15 protein-coding genes are annotated in these 18,044 nt (G+C 34.1%); 7 read left to right on the top strand and 8 right to left on the bottom strand.

The features are described from left to right. Nucleotides 1-109: 109 nt before the first annotated feature. Nucleotides 110-631, bottom strand: a complete 522-nt coding sequence (locus tag ACGLWY_RS13535; protein WP_396620195.1) for a hypothetical protein — start codon at nt 629-631, stop codon at nt 110-112. A gap of 12 nt (nt 632-643) precedes the next feature. Continuing rightward, entirely contained in the window at nt 644-3,292 is a 2,649-nt protein-coding gene (gene alaS / locus ACGLWY_RS13530) for an alanine--tRNA ligase (RefSeq protein ID WP_396620194.1), read from the bottom strand. 358 nt (nt 3,293-3,650) lie between these two features. Between alaS and ACGLWY_RS13525 the strand changes: the two genes are divergently transcribed. The 6 genes from ACGLWY_RS13525 to ACGLWY_RS13500 all read left to right on the top strand — a co-directional run bounded on the left by ACGLWY_RS13525 (nt 3,651) and on the right by ACGLWY_RS13500 (nt 8,125). Further along, entirely contained in the window at nt 3,651-4,622 is a 972-nt protein-coding gene (locus ACGLWY_RS13525; protein WP_396620193.1) for a M23 family metallopeptidase, read from the top strand. Beyond that, a complete protein-coding gene (locus tag ACGLWY_RS13520; RefSeq protein ID WP_117175237.1) occupies nt 4,622-4,951 on the top strand; it encodes a MerR family transcriptional regulator in 330 nt (109 codons plus the stop codon). The genes ACGLWY_RS13525 and ACGLWY_RS13520 overlap by 1 nt, the downstream gene beginning before the upstream one ends. A 73-nt stretch (nt 4,952-5,024) precedes the next feature. Beyond that, nucleotides 5,025-5,624 (top strand): LemA family protein, encoded by a 600-nt coding sequence (locus tag ACGLWY_RS13515; protein WP_396620192.1) that lies wholly within the window; start codon nt 5,025-5,027, stop codon nt 5,622-5,624. A 21-nt stretch (nt 5,625-5,645) separates the two neighbouring features. Then, nucleotides 5,646-6,086, top strand: a complete 441-nt coding sequence (locus tag ACGLWY_RS13510; RefSeq protein ID WP_396620191.1) for a TPM domain-containing protein — start codon at nt 5,646-5,648, stop codon at nt 6,084-6,086. Nucleotides 6,087-6,094: 8 nt separating this feature from the next. Continuing rightward, nucleotides 6,095-6,937, top strand: coding sequence for a TPM domain-containing protein (locus ACGLWY_RS13505; RefSeq protein ID WP_396620233.1), 843 nt, complete (start codon nt 6,095-6,097; stop codon nt 6,935-6,937). Nucleotides 6,938-6,988: 51 nt separating this feature from the next. After that, complete coding sequence (locus ACGLWY_RS13500) at nt 6,989-8,125, top strand: T9SS type A sorting domain-containing protein (RefSeq protein ID WP_396620190.1); 1,137 nt, start codon at nt 6,989-6,991, stop codon at nt 8,123-8,125. Between the two features lie 57 nt (nt 8,126-8,182). On the opposite strand, the gene der is transcribed toward ACGLWY_RS13500, so the two are convergent. Further along, nucleotides 8,183-9,487: a ribosome biogenesis GTPase Der gene (gene der, locus ACGLWY_RS13495; RefSeq protein ID WP_396620189.1), complete on the bottom strand. Its 1,305-nt coding sequence runs from the start codon at nt 9,485-9,487 to the stop codon at nt 8,183-8,185. Between the two features lie 176 nt (nt 9,488-9,663). On the opposite strand from der, the gene ACGLWY_RS13490 reads away from it, so the two are divergent. Then, nucleotides 9,664-10,164 carry a GTP-binding protein gene (locus ACGLWY_RS13490; RefSeq protein WP_396620188.1) on the top strand — a complete coding sequence of 167 codons (501 nt, stop codon included), beginning with the start codon at nt 9,664-9,666 and terminating at the stop codon, nt 10,162-10,164. A gap of 10 nt (nt 10,165-10,174) precedes the next feature. On the opposite strand, the gene era is transcribed toward ACGLWY_RS13490, so the two are convergent. From era to ACGLWY_RS13465, 5 genes are all read right to left on the bottom strand, one after another. After that, nucleotides 10,175-11,056, bottom strand: coding sequence for a GTPase Era (era, locus tag ACGLWY_RS13485; RefSeq protein ID WP_396620187.1), 882 nt, complete (start codon nt 11,054-11,056; stop codon nt 10,175-10,177). Between the two features lie 129 nt (nt 11,057-11,185). Further along, complete coding sequence (locus tag ACGLWY_RS13480; protein ID WP_396620186.1) at nt 11,186-11,887, bottom strand: FKBP-type peptidyl-prolyl cis-trans isomerase; 702 nt, start codon at nt 11,885-11,887, stop codon at nt 11,186-11,188. Nucleotides 11,888-12,047: 160 nt separating this feature from the next. Next, the gene (locus ACGLWY_RS13475; RefSeq protein WP_396620185.1) at nt 12,048-14,213 is read right to left on the bottom strand and encodes a cytochrome c biogenesis protein CcdA; all 2,166 of its coding nucleotides are present in this window, start codon (nt 14,211-14,213) and stop codon (nt 12,048-12,050) included. Nucleotides 14,214-14,387: 174 nt separating this feature from the next. Continuing rightward, nucleotides 14,388-16,814, bottom strand: coding sequence for a DUF4982 domain-containing protein (locus tag ACGLWY_RS13470; protein ID WP_396620184.1), 2,427 nt, complete (start codon nt 16,812-16,814; stop codon nt 14,388-14,390). A 115-nt stretch (nt 16,815-16,929) separates the two neighbouring features. Beyond that, on the bottom strand, nt 16,930-18,018 hold the full coding sequence (locus ACGLWY_RS13465) for a formylglycine-generating enzyme family protein (protein WP_396620183.1): 1,089 nt from the start codon (nt 18,016-18,018) through the stop codon (nt 16,930-16,932). Between the last annotated feature and the right edge of the window lie 26 nt (nt 18,019-18,044).

The following is an 18,044-nucleotide window of genomic DNA, read 5'->3' as shown; positions in this document are numbered from 1 at the left end:
TAAACCATTTACTATTCTTGTTATTCCCATTTTTATTAATGGACTATTGAAATTTAACAGTAAACCTAATTTTAAACCTGTCGGGATTCATTATGATCTATAAAAAACATCATTCTTTCATTTCTTTTTTTTCTTCTTTCTCTAGTTTTTTTAATTCTTTTTCTTTCTTTTTTTCTTCTAACTTTATTTTAGTTTTCTCAATATTATTTTTAAGATCTTCAATTACTTTATTTGAAACTTGTAGCTTTTCAGTATTTTTTTCAATCGCTTTATTAGTTTTATCTACCTTTTTATTCAAATTATCTTCCTGTTTTTGAAGCTCTTTATTAGGTTGGACGTTTGCCTTTTTTGTTTTTAACAATTCATCATTTAATTTTAATAAAACATCATTTAAGCTCTTAATCTTTTCTTCAATCTTATTTTTTTTATTTTCCTCTCTAATTAATTTTTGTTCATCCGTTTGAATATTATTTTGCATCATTCGCATCATCATTTGTTGTTGTTGCATCACCCGTTGTTGTTGCATAATTTGATTATTGATTTGGCTCATAGGTGGAGGGCTTGGAAATTGTTGAGCTAAAAAAATAGTTGGAAAAAATAACATTAAAAAAATTATAATCTTTGCTTTCATGGTTATCTATACTTAAATAAATTGTTTTACTTTTTCTAATGCATCCTGAATTCCAGCAACATTTTTCCCTTTTCCTGATGCAAAGAACGGTTGTCCGCCTCCATTTCCATCGATATATTTACCTAATTCCCTAATGATGTTTCCTGCATTTAATCCTTTTTCTGTAACTAAATCTTTTGAAATATAGCAATGAATATTTGGCATATTATCTTCAACCGAAGCTAAAAACACAAATGAATTTGGTTTTGAACTTCCAATAGCCTGCGTCAAATCTTTGGTTGAACTCATTGATAAATCAACTTGTTTTGCTAAAAAGTTAATGCCGTTTATTTCTTGAAATTCTGAAACAAAGCTATTTTTTAAACCATCCACTTTCTCTTTTAATAATTGCTCAAGTTGTTTTTTCAACTTAGCATTATCGTCTTGCAAACTAGTAACCGATTTTAAAATATCTTGTGGATTTTTCAACGTTTCTTTAATTTCAGCCAATGTATTTTCTTGATTTTGATAAAAACTCTTGACAGCATCGCCAGTAATCGCTTCTATACGACGAATTCCTGCTGCAACGGCTCCTTCTGAAATGATTTTAAAATGCCAAATATCTGCTGTGTTTTTTACATGAATGCCGCCACAAAGTTCTTTGCTTTCTCCAAATTCAATCATACGAACATGATCTCCATATTTTTCACCAAACAACGCCATGGCGCCTTGCTCCATCGCTTGCTGAATGGGAATACTTCTGTGTTCTACTAATTGCAATTGAGATTCAATTTGAGCATTCACACTTGCTTCTACTTGACGTAATTCTTCATCAGAAACTTTAGAAAAATGCGAAAAGTCAAAACGTAAATAATTTGGACTTACCAACGACCCTTTTTGTTCCACATGTGTTCCTAAAATGGTTCTCAAAGCTAAATGCATCAAATGCGTAGCCGAGTGGTTTTTAGAGGTTGATGTTCTTAAATCGGTGTTTACTTTTGCCACAAAATTCGCAGTAACATTCTCTGGTAATTGTTTAGCAAAATGTAGAATTAAATTATTTTCTTTTTTGGTGTCGATGATTTCGATGGTTTCGTTAGCAGAAACCAAAATTCCTTTATCGCCTACTTGTCCACCGCCTTCTGGGTAAAAAGGGGTCTTATCTAAAACGATTTGATATAAAATGCCGTCTTTTTTAGAATCAACTTTACGAATTCTAGTGATTTTCACATCATTTTCAGTTTGGTCATAACCTACAAACGTTTCCACATTGCCTTCAATTAGAACTTTCCAATCATCCGTAGTTACTTGAGACGCTGCTCGCGAACGATCCTTTTGCTCCTTCATAGCTACACTAAAGCCTGCTTCATCTAAAACTATTTCATTTTCCCTCAAAATTAAAGCAGTTAAATCCATAGGAAAACCATGAGTATCATATAAAACAAAAGCGATTTTACCATCTAAAACTAATTTAAAATTTAAATCATTATTATCTATAGCTATAATTTCATCAGCTTTCAGTTTTAACATCTCTTGTTCCAAAAGTTTCAATCCTTGATCCAAAGTCCTTAAAAACGATACTTCTTCTTCACGAATCACATTGGTTACCAATTGTTGTTGCGATTTCATTTCTGGGAAAGCAGTTCCCATTTTTGCACTTAAAACATCAACCAATTTGTAAATAAAGGGTTCTTTTTTATCTAAAAATGTAAACCCATAACGAATCGCACGACGTAAAATTCTTCGAATAACATATCCAGCCCCTGTGTTACTTGGCAATTGTCCATCGGCTATTGAAAAAGCTACGGCACGCACGTGGTCCGCAATCACACGAATGGCAACATCAATCTTTTCATCTTCACTATATTTTTTATCGGTGATGGTTTCTATTTCACGAATAATTGGTGTAAACACATCGGTATCGTAATTAGACTGCACCCCTTGCAACACCATGCACAAACGCTCGAAGCCCATACCGGTATCGATATGTTTATCCGGCAAACTTTTTAAGCTACCATCGGCTTTTCGGTTGTATTGCATGAATACCAAATTCCAAATCTCTACCACTTGCGGATGGTCTTGGTTCACTAAATCTTTACCAGAAACTTTGGCTTTTTCTTCCGCAGAACGGATATCTACATGTATTTCACTGCAGGGTCCACAGGGCCCTTGATCGCCCATTTCCCAGAAGTTATCTTTTTTATTTCCTTTTAAAATACGGTCTTCTGAAATGAATTGTTTCCACAAATCGTAAGCCTCCGTATCCATAGGCAACTTATCTTCTTCACTCCCCTCAAAAACCGTTACGTATAAAATATCTTTATCAATACCGTAAACTTCGGTTAACAATTCCCAAGCCCAGGCAATGGCTTCTTTCTTAAAATAATCGCCAAAACTCCAGTTTCCCAACATTTCGAAAAGCGTATGGTGGTAGGTATCATAACCAACTTCTTCCAAATCGTTATGCTTCCCAGAAACACGCAAGCATTTTTGAGTATCAGTAATACGGCTATTTTTTGGCACTGCATTTCCTAAAAAGTATTCTTTGAAAGGCGCCATCCCCGAATTTACAAACATTAAGGTAGGGTCGTCTTTAAGAACCATAGGTGCAGATGGCACAATACTGTGCTTTTTATCTTCAAAAAAACTTAAAAATTTAGAACGAATATCTTGTGATTTCATGTATAATACTTACTGTTTTTAAACGGTCGCATGCAGTTCGCTATGAATTATTTGGTAAAGCGATAAACTTTTGTGCTTGCGTGTTTCATTTATATAAAATGGTTACTATGTTGTTAAAATGGTATTAATTGCGAAACAATTTTTTATATTTACTCTTTGAACTCATTTAAACTTTTTACAATTGGCTAAAAAAGTTTAAACGCGTTCTTTTCAAAATATTTTAAACTTAATAAATAACGATTTTAATCTTAATTATCAAACAACTAAATGATACTATTTAGCAAATTTGGTCGTTAGTTATTAAAATTCAATAGATATATGGCATTTAATAAAGTGCAAAAATAGCATAAATTAGGAAATGAGTAAGGTAAAATATTATTACGATGCAGAATCGCTGTCTTACAAGAAAATACAGCGCAAAAAAAGAAACACTATCAAGTACGCCTCGGTGTTTATTTTAGGCTCTGCTTTATTTGGTTTTCTATTTGTTTTTATAGCGAGTCAATATGTAGAATCGCCTAAAGAACGTGCTCTTAAGCGCGAGCTTCAAAATGCCCAGTTACAGTTTGAATTGTTGAACAAAAAAATGAAGGAAGCTGAAACTGTTTTAGCTGATGTAGCAGATCGGGACAACAACATTTACCGTGTTTATTTTGAAGCAAACCCCATACCCGAAGAACAACGTAAAGCTGGTTTTGGAGGTGTTAACCGTTATAAAAACTTAGAAGGCTTTGATAATTCTAAATTAATTATTGAAAGCAACAGACGTTTAGACATACTTCAAAAGCAGATAGTGGTGCAATCTAAATCGTTAGATGAAATCGCAAAACTCGCCGAAGAAAAAGAAAAATTACTAGCTGCAATACCCGCCATTCAACCCGTTAGAAATGAAGACCTCAAAAGAATGGCTTCTGGTTATGGGATACGTTCAGATCCATTTACCAAAGTTAGAAAAATGCATTATGGCATGGATTTTTCTGCACCCAGAGGCACACCTATCTACGCAACTGGTGATGGTATTGTAGAACGTGCAGACAATAGGGCTACTGGTTACGGAAACCATATAAAAATAAATCATGGCTATGGATACGAAAGTTTATATGCTCACTTATATAAATACAATGTTAGAAAAAACCAAAAGGTAGTACGAGGCGACCTTATTGGGTTTGTTGGTAGCACAGGGCGTTCTGAAGCGCCCCATTGCCATTATGAAGTTATTAAAGATGGTGAGCGCATCAACCCTATAAACTTTTACTACGGAAGCTTAACTGCCGAAGAGTTTAATGAACTATTGGAGCATGCTTCATTAGAAAACCAATCTTTAGATTAATGCATATAGAACTACCCGAAAAACGATACTACAATATTGGCGAAGTAGCCAAAGCATTTGGTGTAAACACTTCTTTAATTCGCTTTTGGGAAAAAGAATTTGATGCCCTTAAACCAAAAAAGAATGCTAAAGGCAACAGAAAATTCACTCCTGAAGATATCAAGAACCTCAAATTTATTTATCATTTGGTTAAAGAACGTGGTTTCACGCTTGAAGGTGCCAAAATTCATTTAAAAGAAGAAAAAAAAGAGACACTTTCTAATTTTGAAATAATCAGTAAATTAGAAGATGTAAAAAATCAGCTTATAAAAATTAAAAATCAGATGTAACATTTAATTGAATTTGCATACTAATACCCTGATTGCATTTTATAAATAACTTTAACACTAAACAACTTTCGAAATGAAAAAATGGCTTATTCCTGTAATTATTATTGCTGTAATTGTATTCGGATTTTACTCTTGGGCAAAAGGATTTAATAACACCGCTGTAAATTTAAAAGAAACGGCTACTAAAACTTGGGGCGATGTAGAAAGTAGTTACCAACGTAGAAACGACCTTATTGGAAATCTAGTAAAAACAGTACAAGGAGCAGCCGATTTTGAAAAAAGCACTTTAGAAGCCGTTATAAAGGCAAGAAGTGAAGCTACCAAAACAACCATTGATGCCAACAATTTAACACCAGAAAACATGGCACAATTTCAACAAGCCCAACAAGGCTTAACTGGTGCTTTATCAAGGTTATTGTTGGTTGTTGAAAGGTATCCCGACCTTAAGGCAAATCAAAACTTTTTGGAGTTACAATCGCAACTAGAAGGTACCGAAAACCGAATTAACGTAGCCAGAGACCGTTTTAATGAGGCTGTAGAACCATACAATAAGCATATTAAGATATTTCCGAATTCATTATTAGCAGGCATTTTTAACTTCGATCAAATGAATTATTATAAAGCGGATGCTGGAAGTGAAAAAGCACCCGATGTAGATTTTAATTTTAAATAAAAACTACCGAAACACATCATTATGTCCGACCATGTTGAAGATTTTTTAACACCTAGTGAAGAACAAGAGGTTATTGAAGCCATAAGAATAGCTGAACTAAACACATCTGGTGAAATACGAGTTCATATTGAAAAAACATCCAAAGGTGACGCCACAAATCGTGCTTTAGAGCTTTTCCATGTACTAAAAATGGATAACACTAAACTACAAAATGCCGTATTAATTTATGTGGCTGTCGATGACAAAACCTTTGTTATTTATGGAGATAAGGGCATCAACGATGTTGTTTCAAATAACTTTTGGGACAGCACTAAAGACATCATACAATCGCATTTTAAAATCGGTAATTTCAAACAAGGGTTGGTTGAGGGTATTATAAAATCCGGAGAACAGCTCAAGAAGTATTTTCCTTATACAGATTTAGATACTAACGAACTCACTAATGAAATTTCTAAAGGGTGAAATCAAGTATGCAGTATTCCGTTTCCAGTTTTCACTCATTAGAAAGAATAAAAAAACGCTGTTTTTTTATTGCTCTTATTATAATTAATTTTTCTTCAAACCTTTCTTTTGCTCAATTTGATATTCCAAAAAAACCAGAATTTCAAACAAGTGTTTACGATTATATCAATCTGTTATCGCCTACTGAAAAAAGTGCTTTAGAAGAAAAACTTGTTAAATATTCCGATACCACTTCAACCCAAATTGTTATTGCTACCATAAATTCCACCGAAGGTGAAAACATTGATTATTTAGGCACAAAATGGGCACACGAATGGGGTATTGGACAAGCCAAAGAAGACAACGGCGTTTTTATTTTATTAGCAAAAGGTGATAGAAAAATAACTATAAAAACAGGCTACGGTGTTGAACATTTGCTTACAGATGCCATGTCTAAGCGTATTATTGAGCTTGACATTATCCCCTATTTTAAACAAGAGGACTATTACGGTGGTTTAAACAGAGGTACCGATGCGATTTTTGAAGTTTTAACTGGTGAATATCAAGGCACCCGCAAAGCCACAAATAAAAATAAATTCCCTGTAGAATTTGTTATCATTCTTATTTTCATATTCATCATCATCCTGATTTCAATTTCAAAAAACAGGCGTGGTGGTAACGGTGGAAACCGAGGCAACAAATCGGGTGGTTTTAGTCTTTTAGACGCTATTATTTTAAGCAGTATGGGACGTTCTTCCGGAGGTGGTGGCTTTGGTAGCGGAAGCTCTGGCGGCGGATTTGGAGGTGGCGGATTTGGAGGCGGTTTCGGCGGCGGCGGATTTGGCGGCGGCGGTGCTTCTGGTGGTTGGTAGATTTATAAATATTTTTTTCATATCTTACTATGATTAAAAGTGCTACCAATTATGAAATATAATTATCCATTATTTATATGTTTTTTCACGGTTTTTCTTTCTAAAGCACAAACAGTCGTTACTTCAGACAAATTTAATTTACCGGAAACTGTTGAAGAGACCTCTGGACTTATTTATTATGACAACAAATTAATTACTCATAATGATAGCGGAAATGCTGCCGAATTATATGAAATAGACACCTCTAATGGTTCTATAGTAAGAACTGTTTTTATTACAAATGCAACGAATGTAGACTGGGAAGATATAGCCCAAGATAACACATATATCTATGTTGGAGACATTGGAAACAATTATGGCAACAGAACCAATTTAAAATTTTATAGGATTTTAAAAACCGATTTCGATTCTAGCACGAACGTTACGGCAGATATTATTAATTATTCGTATACAGATCAAACTGATTTCACTTCCAATCTTAACAATAATAACTGGGATTCAGAAGCTTTTGTGGTTTACGACAATTACTTATTAATCTTTTCCAAAAACTGGGCAAATAATGAAGTTGATGTATATACCATACCAAATACAGTGGGTACGCACAGTGCTGTTAAAGTAAGTAATTATAATTCACAGGGCTTAATTACTGGAGCCGATGTCGTTGGTTCAAATAAAATATATCTTTCTGGTTATTCAGAATCTGACGCCACACCTTTTTTAATAGAAATATATAATTTAGATATAAATGCACCTTTAAATCTTGATGTGTTTGCAAACAGTAAAAGTGTTAAGTTAAACAACTTTCTACCTTTGGGAAATCAAGTAGAAGGTATTTGTTTTATAGAAACAAATGGTTTTAGCGATACACTTTATATTTCGAACGAAAAATTGGTTGCAAGCATTTTTACCTTTCCTTCTAAAATAAGAGCATTAACCATTGATAATTCAACCTTAAGGGCGTTTAATTTCACAAAAAATGATGTCTTTATTATCTGTCCAAACCCCTTTGAAAATGAAATAAAACTCAGTGATAATGCTGAAGAAATTAAAATTTACAATAGTTTGGGCAGTTGCGTATTAAGTCAAAATGCAACCAATTTTATTGATACATCAGAGCTAAGTCCTGGTTTTTACACTATTTCAGTGACATACAAAAAAACGCTTGTTACTAAAAAAATGATAAAATAATAAGGTTTTAGTCAAAACAAAATACCCCTACCACTTATCAACCAATAGCATCCAATACTATTTTTTACGCATATATACACTTACAGGAACGCCTGTAAAATCGAAATGTTCACGTAATTTGTTTTCTAAAAAACGTTTGTATGGTTCTTTTACGTACTGCGGTAGGTTGCAGAAAAAAGCAAACTGTGGTTGTGGCGTTGGCAATTGCATGATGTATTTAATTTTCACATACTTTGCTTTATTTGCCGGTGGTGGATAGCTTTCAATAATAGGCAACATCACATCATTAAGCACACTTGTTTTAATCTTTTTGGTTCGATTATTATAAACCTCAACAGCCGTTTCTATAGCTTTATAAATACGTTGCTTAGATAATGTAGAAATAAATATAATGGGCACATCGGTAAACGGTTCCATTTCCTTTCTTATAGCTTTTTCATATTCAAGGGTTGTTTTATGGTCCTTTTCTACCAAATCCCATTTGTTAACTAAAATTACAACACCTTTTCTATTTCGTTCTGCCAACCAAAATATGTTTTGGTCTTGCCCATCAAATCCACGGGTTGCATCTAAAACCAATAAACAGACATCACTATGTTCAATAGCTCGAACACTACGCATTACTGAATAAAATTCTAAATCTTCTTTTACTTTAGATTTTCTTCGGATTCCTGCCGTATCAACTAGATTAAATTCAAAACCAAAACGGTTGTATTTGGTATCGATAGAATCCCTGGTAGTACCAGCAATATCAGTTACAATATATCTGTCTTCACCAATCAATGCATTAATGAATGACGATTTTCCTGCATTTGGGCGACCCACTACAGCAAAACGTGGTAGTTCTTCATTAACAACCGTTTCTTTTTCTGGTAAGGCTTCCACCAAAGCATCTAATAAATCGCCTGTACCACTTCCATTAATACTGGCAACGGTATAGTATTCGCCTAAACCCAATGAGTAAAATTCCACCGCATCTTCTGCTCGTTTGGCATTGTCAACTTTATTCACTACAAGAAATACAGGTTTGTTCACTTTACGTAATAGTTTTGCAACATCTTCGTCCATGCCAGTGACACCACTTTCTACATCAACCATAAAAATAATAGCATCAGCTTCATCAATAGCCAACTCTACTTGTTTATCTATTTCGGCTTCAAAAACATCGTCACTTCCCAACACATACCCTCCAGTATCTATAAGCGAAAACTCCTTTCCATTCCAATCACTTTTGCCATAATGGCGATCTCTTGTAACCCCACTCACAGCATCAACAATAGCTTCCCTACGTTGGATTAAGCGATTAAAAAATGTTGATTTCCCTACGTTTGGGCGACCTACTATAGCAACTATATTACTCATAATCTTTAAATTGTATGCAACAGCCTCAGGCTGATTTATTTATTTAACAAGATTTGCTAAATTTTTTGCAAAAATAGGAAATATACTCTACGCATTGGTGTTTTTTGGCAACTATTAAATTGTTTACTTTTTAGAAGAAAAAATAGTATTTTACAATCCTTAAAAACACAAACTAAATGCCAACTACTAACACCATTGTTTTACGGCCTCGTTTTAAAATTGAAATAAACAAAAATAACGAAACGGTGTTGCAAATGTTTCAGGATGCTAAAAAAACATCATCTGAGTTTATTATTAGTAGAATTGACGACCACGTATTTATAAAATTTCCAAAGTATAAACAACATTTTTGGTCTCCACAATTGCATTTAGAAATTAACGCTGTTGATAGCGATTCCTGTTTACTTCATGGTTTATTTGGTCCCAACCCCACCGTTTGGACACTGTTTGTATTTTTACACTTTATGGTTGCGGGCCTATTTATTGCCTTTGGTATTTGGACATATAGCAATTGGTCTTTAAAAATGCCCTATACTTTTCAATTTAGCCTCATGCTACTTATGGTAATCGTTTGGATTGCCTTATATTTTGTGGGAAGTATTGGTAAAGCTTCAAGTAAGGACGAGATGGCAGAGCTTTGCGATTTTATGAACAAAATCTTGGAGACTGTATCTTAATCTCTTGAAGTTAATTATTGTACCCAAACCTTCTTAATTGGTTTTGATTGCTTCGCCAATTTTTATTTACTTTCACATAGGTCTCCAAGTGAATTTGTTTACCAAAAAAAGCTTCCAAATCTTTTCTGGCTTCAACACCAACTCGTTTCAAGGCACTTCCTTTATGCCCAATGATAATCCCTTTTTGGGTTTCGCGTTCTACCATAATTACGGCACGTATTCTGATAATCTCTTCTTCTTCAAAAAATTCTTCGGTTTCAATTTCAACGGCATATGGGATTTCCTTTTTGTAATGAAGCAGAATTTTTTCGCGTATGGTTTCGTTTATAAAAAAACGTTCTGGCTTATCTGTTAATTGGTCTTTTGGATAAAATGCAGGTGACTCTGGAAGCAAATCAATAATTCTGTTAAATACTTCTTTTACGTTAAAACCTTCTAATGCAGATATTGGGAAAATCTCAGCATTTGGCACTTTTTCTGCCCAAAGTTGTACTTGGGTTTCTAATTGCTCTTGGTTTGACTTATCAATCTTATTTAAAAGCAACAACACAGGAATTTTTGAATTGGTTATTTTATTAAAAAAGGCTTCGTCTTTTAATTCTTGCTCACCAATTTCAACCATATACAACAGGATATCGGCATCTTCAAAAGCAGACTTTACAAAACCCATCATACTTTCTTGCAACTCGTATGCTGGCTTTATAATACCTGGGGTATCAGACAAAACCATCTGAAAATCGTCACCATTCACAATACCTAAAATACGGTGTCTTGTGGTTTGCGCTTTTGATGTGATGATGGATAGCTTTTCACCAACAAAGGCATTCATTAGCGTTGACTTACCCACATTGGGGTTACCAATAATATTTACAAAACCTGCTTTGTGGTTCATGACTTTTGTTTTTAAGATGCTACAAATTTACAACCTTGTTTGGTTTATTGGGTTATTTTAAGCTTTTAAACAAAAAAAACAGAAAGTTTCCCTTCTGTTTTTTTTGTTTAAACTAAGTATGTTTGTTACTTATTTAACTATTTCCAATAATTCAACTTCGAAAATTAAAGTAGAATATGGTTTGATTTTTTCGCCTGCTTGTCTTGCTCCATAGCCTAAATCTTGAGGAATGAAGAATTTATATTTAGAACCTACAGACATCAGCTGTAAACCTTCTGTCCATCCTCTAATAACTTGACCAACACCAAACTCAGTTGGCTCGCCTCTATCTACTGAGCTGTCAAACACAGTTCCATCAATTAATGTACCGTGGTAATGTACTTTTACTTTAGATTCCGCAGTTGGTTTTGCTCCAGTTCCTTCCTTTAAAACAATATATTGTAAACCACTTTCGGTTACTTTTACACCTTCTTTAGATTTGTTTTCTTCCAAGAATTTTTCGCCTACAGCTTTTTCTTTTTCAGCTTCTTCTTGCTGTTTTTTCATCTTCTCAGCTTGTTTCTTCTGAAAATAAGCAGTTAAAACTTGTTGAGCATTTTCTTCTTTAATTAAAATATTGGTTGAATCCAAAACATTCATATAGCCTTGAATAAATAGTTCACTATCTATTTCAGAAATACTTGTTTTCACATTTCTAGCTACATCCATACCAATAGCGTAACTTACTGAGTCTAACTCAGTTTTTAATGCTCTTTTTGAAACTCCTTGACCACCACATGATGATAAAACTGAAGCTGCTAAAACAACTCCTAAAAATTTAATTATTTTCATTTTCTTATTTTTATTTAATTTGATGCCAAAAATAACAAATTAAAACTCAGAATACAGTAGTCTTTCTATGATTTTTAACGTTGTATGACAGATAAATAGTTTAAATTTTAAAATAGGCGTTTTAACAAACCAAATACTGGAGCTTAACTAAACTTAAAAGCTATTTCTTTTTACTTTCTTTAAAAACTTCCAAACCACACTTTAAAAATTCAGCATAATCATCCTCATCCGGAGTATAATCAGCGGGTTGGTTTAAAATTTGAGTGCCATCAGAATTTAATAATACATAATACGGCTGCGAATTGATTTGAAAAAATTGCGTTTGAAAATTAGCCCATTTATGTCCATAATTTTCAAGTTTTCTTGTACCTCCATTTATACGATTTACTAAAACTTGTTCATCGGCAGGTAAGGCTTTTTTATCATCAACATAAAGTGAAATCAATACATAATCATTTCGCAAATAGTTGTCAATTTTTTTAGCAGACCATACATGCTCTTCCATTTTTCTACAATTTACACAAGCATACCCTGTAAAATCCAACATGATAGGCTTATTCACTTTCTTTGCATAAGCAATACCTGTCTTTAAATCTTTAAAACATACTAGATTATTAGGACAATCGTTTGGATATAAAAAACTGTACCCTACTGGTGGTGCCAAACCGCTTAAAAGTGTCAGCGGTGTAAATGTATTGGTTTCTTTATTCACTCTAAACCCAGATACTAAATATATAGTAAATGCAGCAACCAATACACCTCCTGTTATTCTTGAAAATGACAGTTTCTTTATTGGCGAATCATGCGGAAATTTAATCACTCCAAATATATACAATGCTAAACCTGCAAAAATAAGAATCCAAATAATTAAAAAAGGTTCTATTTTTAAAATGCCCCAATGTTGCACTAAATCGGCATTCGATAAAAACTTAAATGCCAGAGCCAATTCCAGAAACCCCAAAACAACTTTTGTTGTATTTAACCAACCACCAGATTTAGGTAAGGCATTCATCATATTAGGAAACATGGCAAACAATGCAAATGGTAACCCTAACGACACGCCAAAACCAGCCATACCTGCTGTAAGTTGCCACGCACCGCCATCGGCTGTTAACGAACCTGCCAATAGGGAGCCTAAAATGGGACCTGTACAAGAAAACGACACAATTGCCAAGGTAAGTGCCATAAAAAAGATTCCTATAATGCCACCTACATTCTCGCCTTGTGTGGTTTTGTTGGTCCAACTTGAAGGCAATGTTAATTCGTAATAACCAAAGAAAGAAAATGCAAAAAACAGGAATATCGCAAAAAAGGCAACATTCAACCAAACATTCGTGGAAATCTCATTTAAAATATCCGGATTTACCGAATCTAACAAATGAAAAGGCACACTTAATAAAATGTATACAGCAAAAATAAAAAATCCGTACAATAATGCTTTTGAAACACCCGAACCTTTATCATGCCCTCCTTTTTTTGTAAAAAAACTAACGGTTAAGGGTATCATAGGGAATACACATGGCGTTAATAAAGCTAATAGTCCGCCCAAAAAACCTAGTCCGAAAATGGTCCATAAAGAGTCGCGGTTTTGACTCAATTCCTCACCACATGTTTTATCTGGTTTTTTAATATCGCCTGCAGATATGCCGTACAGTTGTTGGTTTACCGCATTATTATCAATCTCATTTGCATTTAAGTTGCTTGCTTCTCCTTTAGAAGTAGAACTGTCATTAGAAGTAGAACCGTCATTAGAAGTAGAGTTTCCATTGGAAATAGAACCATCATTGGTAGTAGAATTGTCATTGGTAGTAGAACCATTATTGGAAACAGAACTATCATTAGAAGTAGGACTGTCATTATTGAAAGCAAATACCAAATCAACTTCTGTTGGGGGCAGGCATCTGGTATCATCACAAACCATAAACTCAACATGCCCTTCAATTGTTTTATAATCGTCTTTAAAACTCACCATTTGTTTAAATACGGCCTTGTTCTCAAAAAACTTAATCCGCATTCCAAAAATAGGATCATCAATAGTATGTCCCTCACCTTCAATTGTCTTTCCTTTTAACGAAAAGTCTTCCCTATTGTTATATGTAAAAGTTGTGGGTATGGGTCCATCTTCAGGAACATGTTGCGAATACAAATGCCAACCTTTATCAATTGTTGCGGTTGTTATCAATTCATAATCGGTATTTGAAACTTTTTTAACAGATGTCGCCCATTTTACAGGCTCTAACACTTGAGCCTGTGTATAGCCAGCCATTAAAAGTGTAAAGAATAAAAAGAGTGCTTTTATTCTTCTTTTTATTTGATTATTTTTCATAATCACTACTTTGAATTATACATTCTACAATAAATCATACTATTTTTTTTGAAATCTTAATAATTTTTCAAATATATAGATATATCTTTATTTAATATGAAGCCTAACAAAAGTTAACATACTTTTATCGTTTTTGTCATAGCTTTTGAAGTTGTATTTTGAATTATTACCCAATTATTTATGGGAATTCAAATTCAATTTACCACTTTTCAAGCCATTGCCCGAAACTGATAATTCAATAGTTCCTGATTGGTTTGTAGATTGCACCAATACAACCAGCTTACCACTAAAAAGTTTCATGGTCGGTAAATGAAATAGTTCTAATGAGGTGGCATCACCATTGCATGCTGCTCGATACGTTCCTGCTCCATTTACCTTAAATTTTAACTGATTGGTTGCATTTGGACAAGGAATACCGTTCTTATCAACCACAGAAACTTCAACAAAAGATAAATCCTTAGCATCTGCTTTAATCGTTTCCCTGTCTGGTTTTAATATAATTTTATAAGGTTTCCCTGCCGTATGTATTTCCTTTTCAGCAACGGCGTTTCCTTCATCATCAAAAGCAACAACTTTTAAAGTACCAGGAGCATATTTTACATCCATCCACATTAAGCGGTATCTGTTTTGTGGTGTAGAAGCGTTCTTTTTCTGAATTCCCATACTTTTTCCATTCACAAAAAGTTCGGCGCTATTGTAATTGGTATAAACAAAAACAGGGGTTGTTTCACCTTCACGTCCTTCCCAATTCCAATGAGGCAAAATATGTAAGGTTTCGTCCGCTGTATTCCAACGGCTTCTATATAAGTAAAAGCGGTCTTTAGGAAGTCCTGCTAAATCTGAAATTCCAAAATAAGAACTACGTGATGGCCAACTTTGATCATAAGGTGTAGGCTCTCCCAAGTAATCAAAACCAGTCCATACAAACTCGCCTATAACCCACGGTTTATCATCTTGTAATACAAAATCTTCATCGGGGACATTAGACCAACTACAGGCCTCCAAATCATATGAGGAACACTGAAGATCGTCATATTGTTTATTTTTTTCTTGAACAACAGGAAACTTATAAACACCTCTAGAGCTAACCGTTGAAGCCGTTTCAGAACCTAATATAAACCCTTGTGGAAATTTTTTAAAGGCTTCTTCATATAAATGTAAACGGTAATTTAACCCTGGAACATCTAATAATGCACCAAAACCAGATTCCATGGTTGCTTTTACTTGATCCATACCAACGGTTACGGGTCTTGTGGGATCTTCTCTATGGAAAATATCCTGTAGCCACTTTGCACGTTTCACACCTGCTTCTCCCCACTGATCTGGCACTTCATTTCCAGAACTCCACATCACAATTGAGGGATGGTTTCTGGTGGCTTGCACTAAATTCACGATATCTTTCTCGGCATAGGCTTCAAAAAACCTATTGTAACCATTCTTCACCTTTGGTTTTGCCCATTCATCAAAACTTTCTGCTAAAAACATAAAACCCATTTCGTCACATAACTCCAACTGTTCGAATGATGGCATATTGTGCGAGCTACGAATGGCATCACAACCCATATCTTTTAAAATGGTTAGTTGACGGCGCAATGCCGCTTTATTTATGGCGGTTCCTATAGGACCCAAATCGTGATGCAAACAAACGCCTTTAAACTTTCTCACTTCGCCATTTAAGCTAAATCCTTTGTTAGCTTCATACTTTACATCTCTAATTCCAAAACGTGTTGACACCTCATCTTTCAATTCACTTCCAACAAATAACTGAGACACTGCTTTATACAAATAGGGCGTTTCAGGACTCCATAATTTAGGATTTTGAACTTTGACATTTTGATCGAATTCATTCCCGAATTGCGTTGTTGATGCTTCTGAACTAATTTTTTGTCCATCTGCGTCATAAATTGTTGTTATTAAACGAACATTATCTCCCGATGTTTTTGTTTTTATATTGACTTTGGCTTCATCTTTATTAATAAATGGCGTTGTAATAAACGTTCCCCATTGGTTGATACTTTCCTTATTTTTTACAATAACACTAACTTTTCGATATAAACCCGCTCCAGGATACCAACGTGAAGCAAATTCTTTATTTGTTAGTTTTACAGCTAACGTATTTTCACCTTCTTTAATAAATTCTGAAACATCAAAATAAAAATAGCTGTAACCATAAGCCCATGCCCCTACTTTTTTGCCGTTTAAATAAATTTGAGGTTCGCTCATAGCCCCTTCAAAAAGTAAGATCACTTTTTTGTTCTTTTCGTAATTTGGTAAGCTAAATTTATTTCGATACCAAGCTGACCCAATATGTGGCAAAGCCCCTGTTCTCCCTGTTTTTTCTGAAGCTACTTTTTCTCCATTCTGAACAATGGCGACATCTTGTTTATCTATCTCTTTATCAAAAGGACCGTAAATAGCCCAATCGTGAGGAACGGTTACGTTTTCCCAATTAGAATCATTAAAATCTACCTGAAAAGCATTTTCAAAATCTCCCTTTTGAAATTTCCAATTGATATCTAATTCTTGTATTGTTCTTTCCTGTGAGAAAGATACTTGTATAAGGATTAAGAATATAAGGAGAAGAAATTTTTGTTGTTGCATATAAAACTTACTATTATGTTACGAAAATATTGAATTATTAATTTTTAGTAATGAGATTATCTTAAAAACGTTGATAGAATATATTCAACAATCAAATCACAAGCAAGCCGAAACTTTACTCCAACATATCTGGAGTTGCAATAGTTCTAAACCCAGTATGGTCTGAGCCCGAATCTGTACTCATACCCATTTTAGCTGAAATTCTGAAACTGGCACAATAAGATGCGTTACATAAAAAAGAACCGCCTTTTATTACGTGTTCTACTTGATAGGGATTGTTTGGACTAAAAGATGTGCTGGCTCCTTTAGGGTTTAAGATTGGTTGCGAATTGTTTAATTCTTTATAGTAGTTTACATTAAACAAATCGGCGGTTATTTCCCAAACATTTCCAAGCATATCGTATAATCCAATAGAATTTGGTGGATATGATTTTACAGGTGCAATCAATTCAAAACCATCTTTCGATTCGTTTTTTATAGGAAAAACACCCTGCCAAGTATTGGCATGTGTATTTAATATTTCAGGGTTATTACCCCATGTGTAAATATTATCGGTGTCTTTACCTTGAGCAGCAGATTCCCATTGCGCCTCTGTAGGCAATTTTCTGTTAGCCCATTTACAATAAGCTAAAGCATCTTCTAATGCGATGTGCACCACCGGATAATTGTCTTTACCTTCAATAGAACTTTCTGGTCCTTCGGGATGTTTCCAGCTAGCTCCTATTTTCCAAGTCCACCATTGTGTATAATTATCCATAGAAGCAACCTTGTTAACATCTTTATTGAAAATTAAACTTCCAGGTTGTAAAATTGAATCATGTGGTTTTGGAATGCCTTTAGGTAATTCCTTTTTCATTGCCTCCCAGTCCACCGGCCGTTCTGCAACCGTAATATATTTGGTGGCATCAACAAAAGCTTTAAATTGTTTGTTGGTTACTTCGGTGACATCAATAAAAAAACCATCAACAGTTACTTTATGTGCAGGCATTTCTCTGGGCATAGCATATTTATCACCTTCTTTAGCACCTTGTATGAATGTCTTTTCTGAAACCCAAACCATCCCTTCTGGAGTCTTAACGGGATTTACAGTTTCTTTATCTTCTTTATCTGTACTCTTCCTGTTATTCTTGGAATCGTTTTTACATGCTGCAAAAAGAATAATTAAAAGGTATGCTAAAAAGCTAAACATATGTTTTATTTTCATCTCTTTACTTTATTGTTTTTTTTAAT

The sequence above is a fragment of the Mariniflexile sp. HMF6888 genome (genome assembly GCF_044335535.1).
Lineage (GTDB): Bacteria > Bacteroidota > Bacteroidia > Flavobacteriales > Flavobacteriaceae > Mariniflexile.
This window is presented reverse-complemented; position numbering and strand designations above follow the sequence as displayed.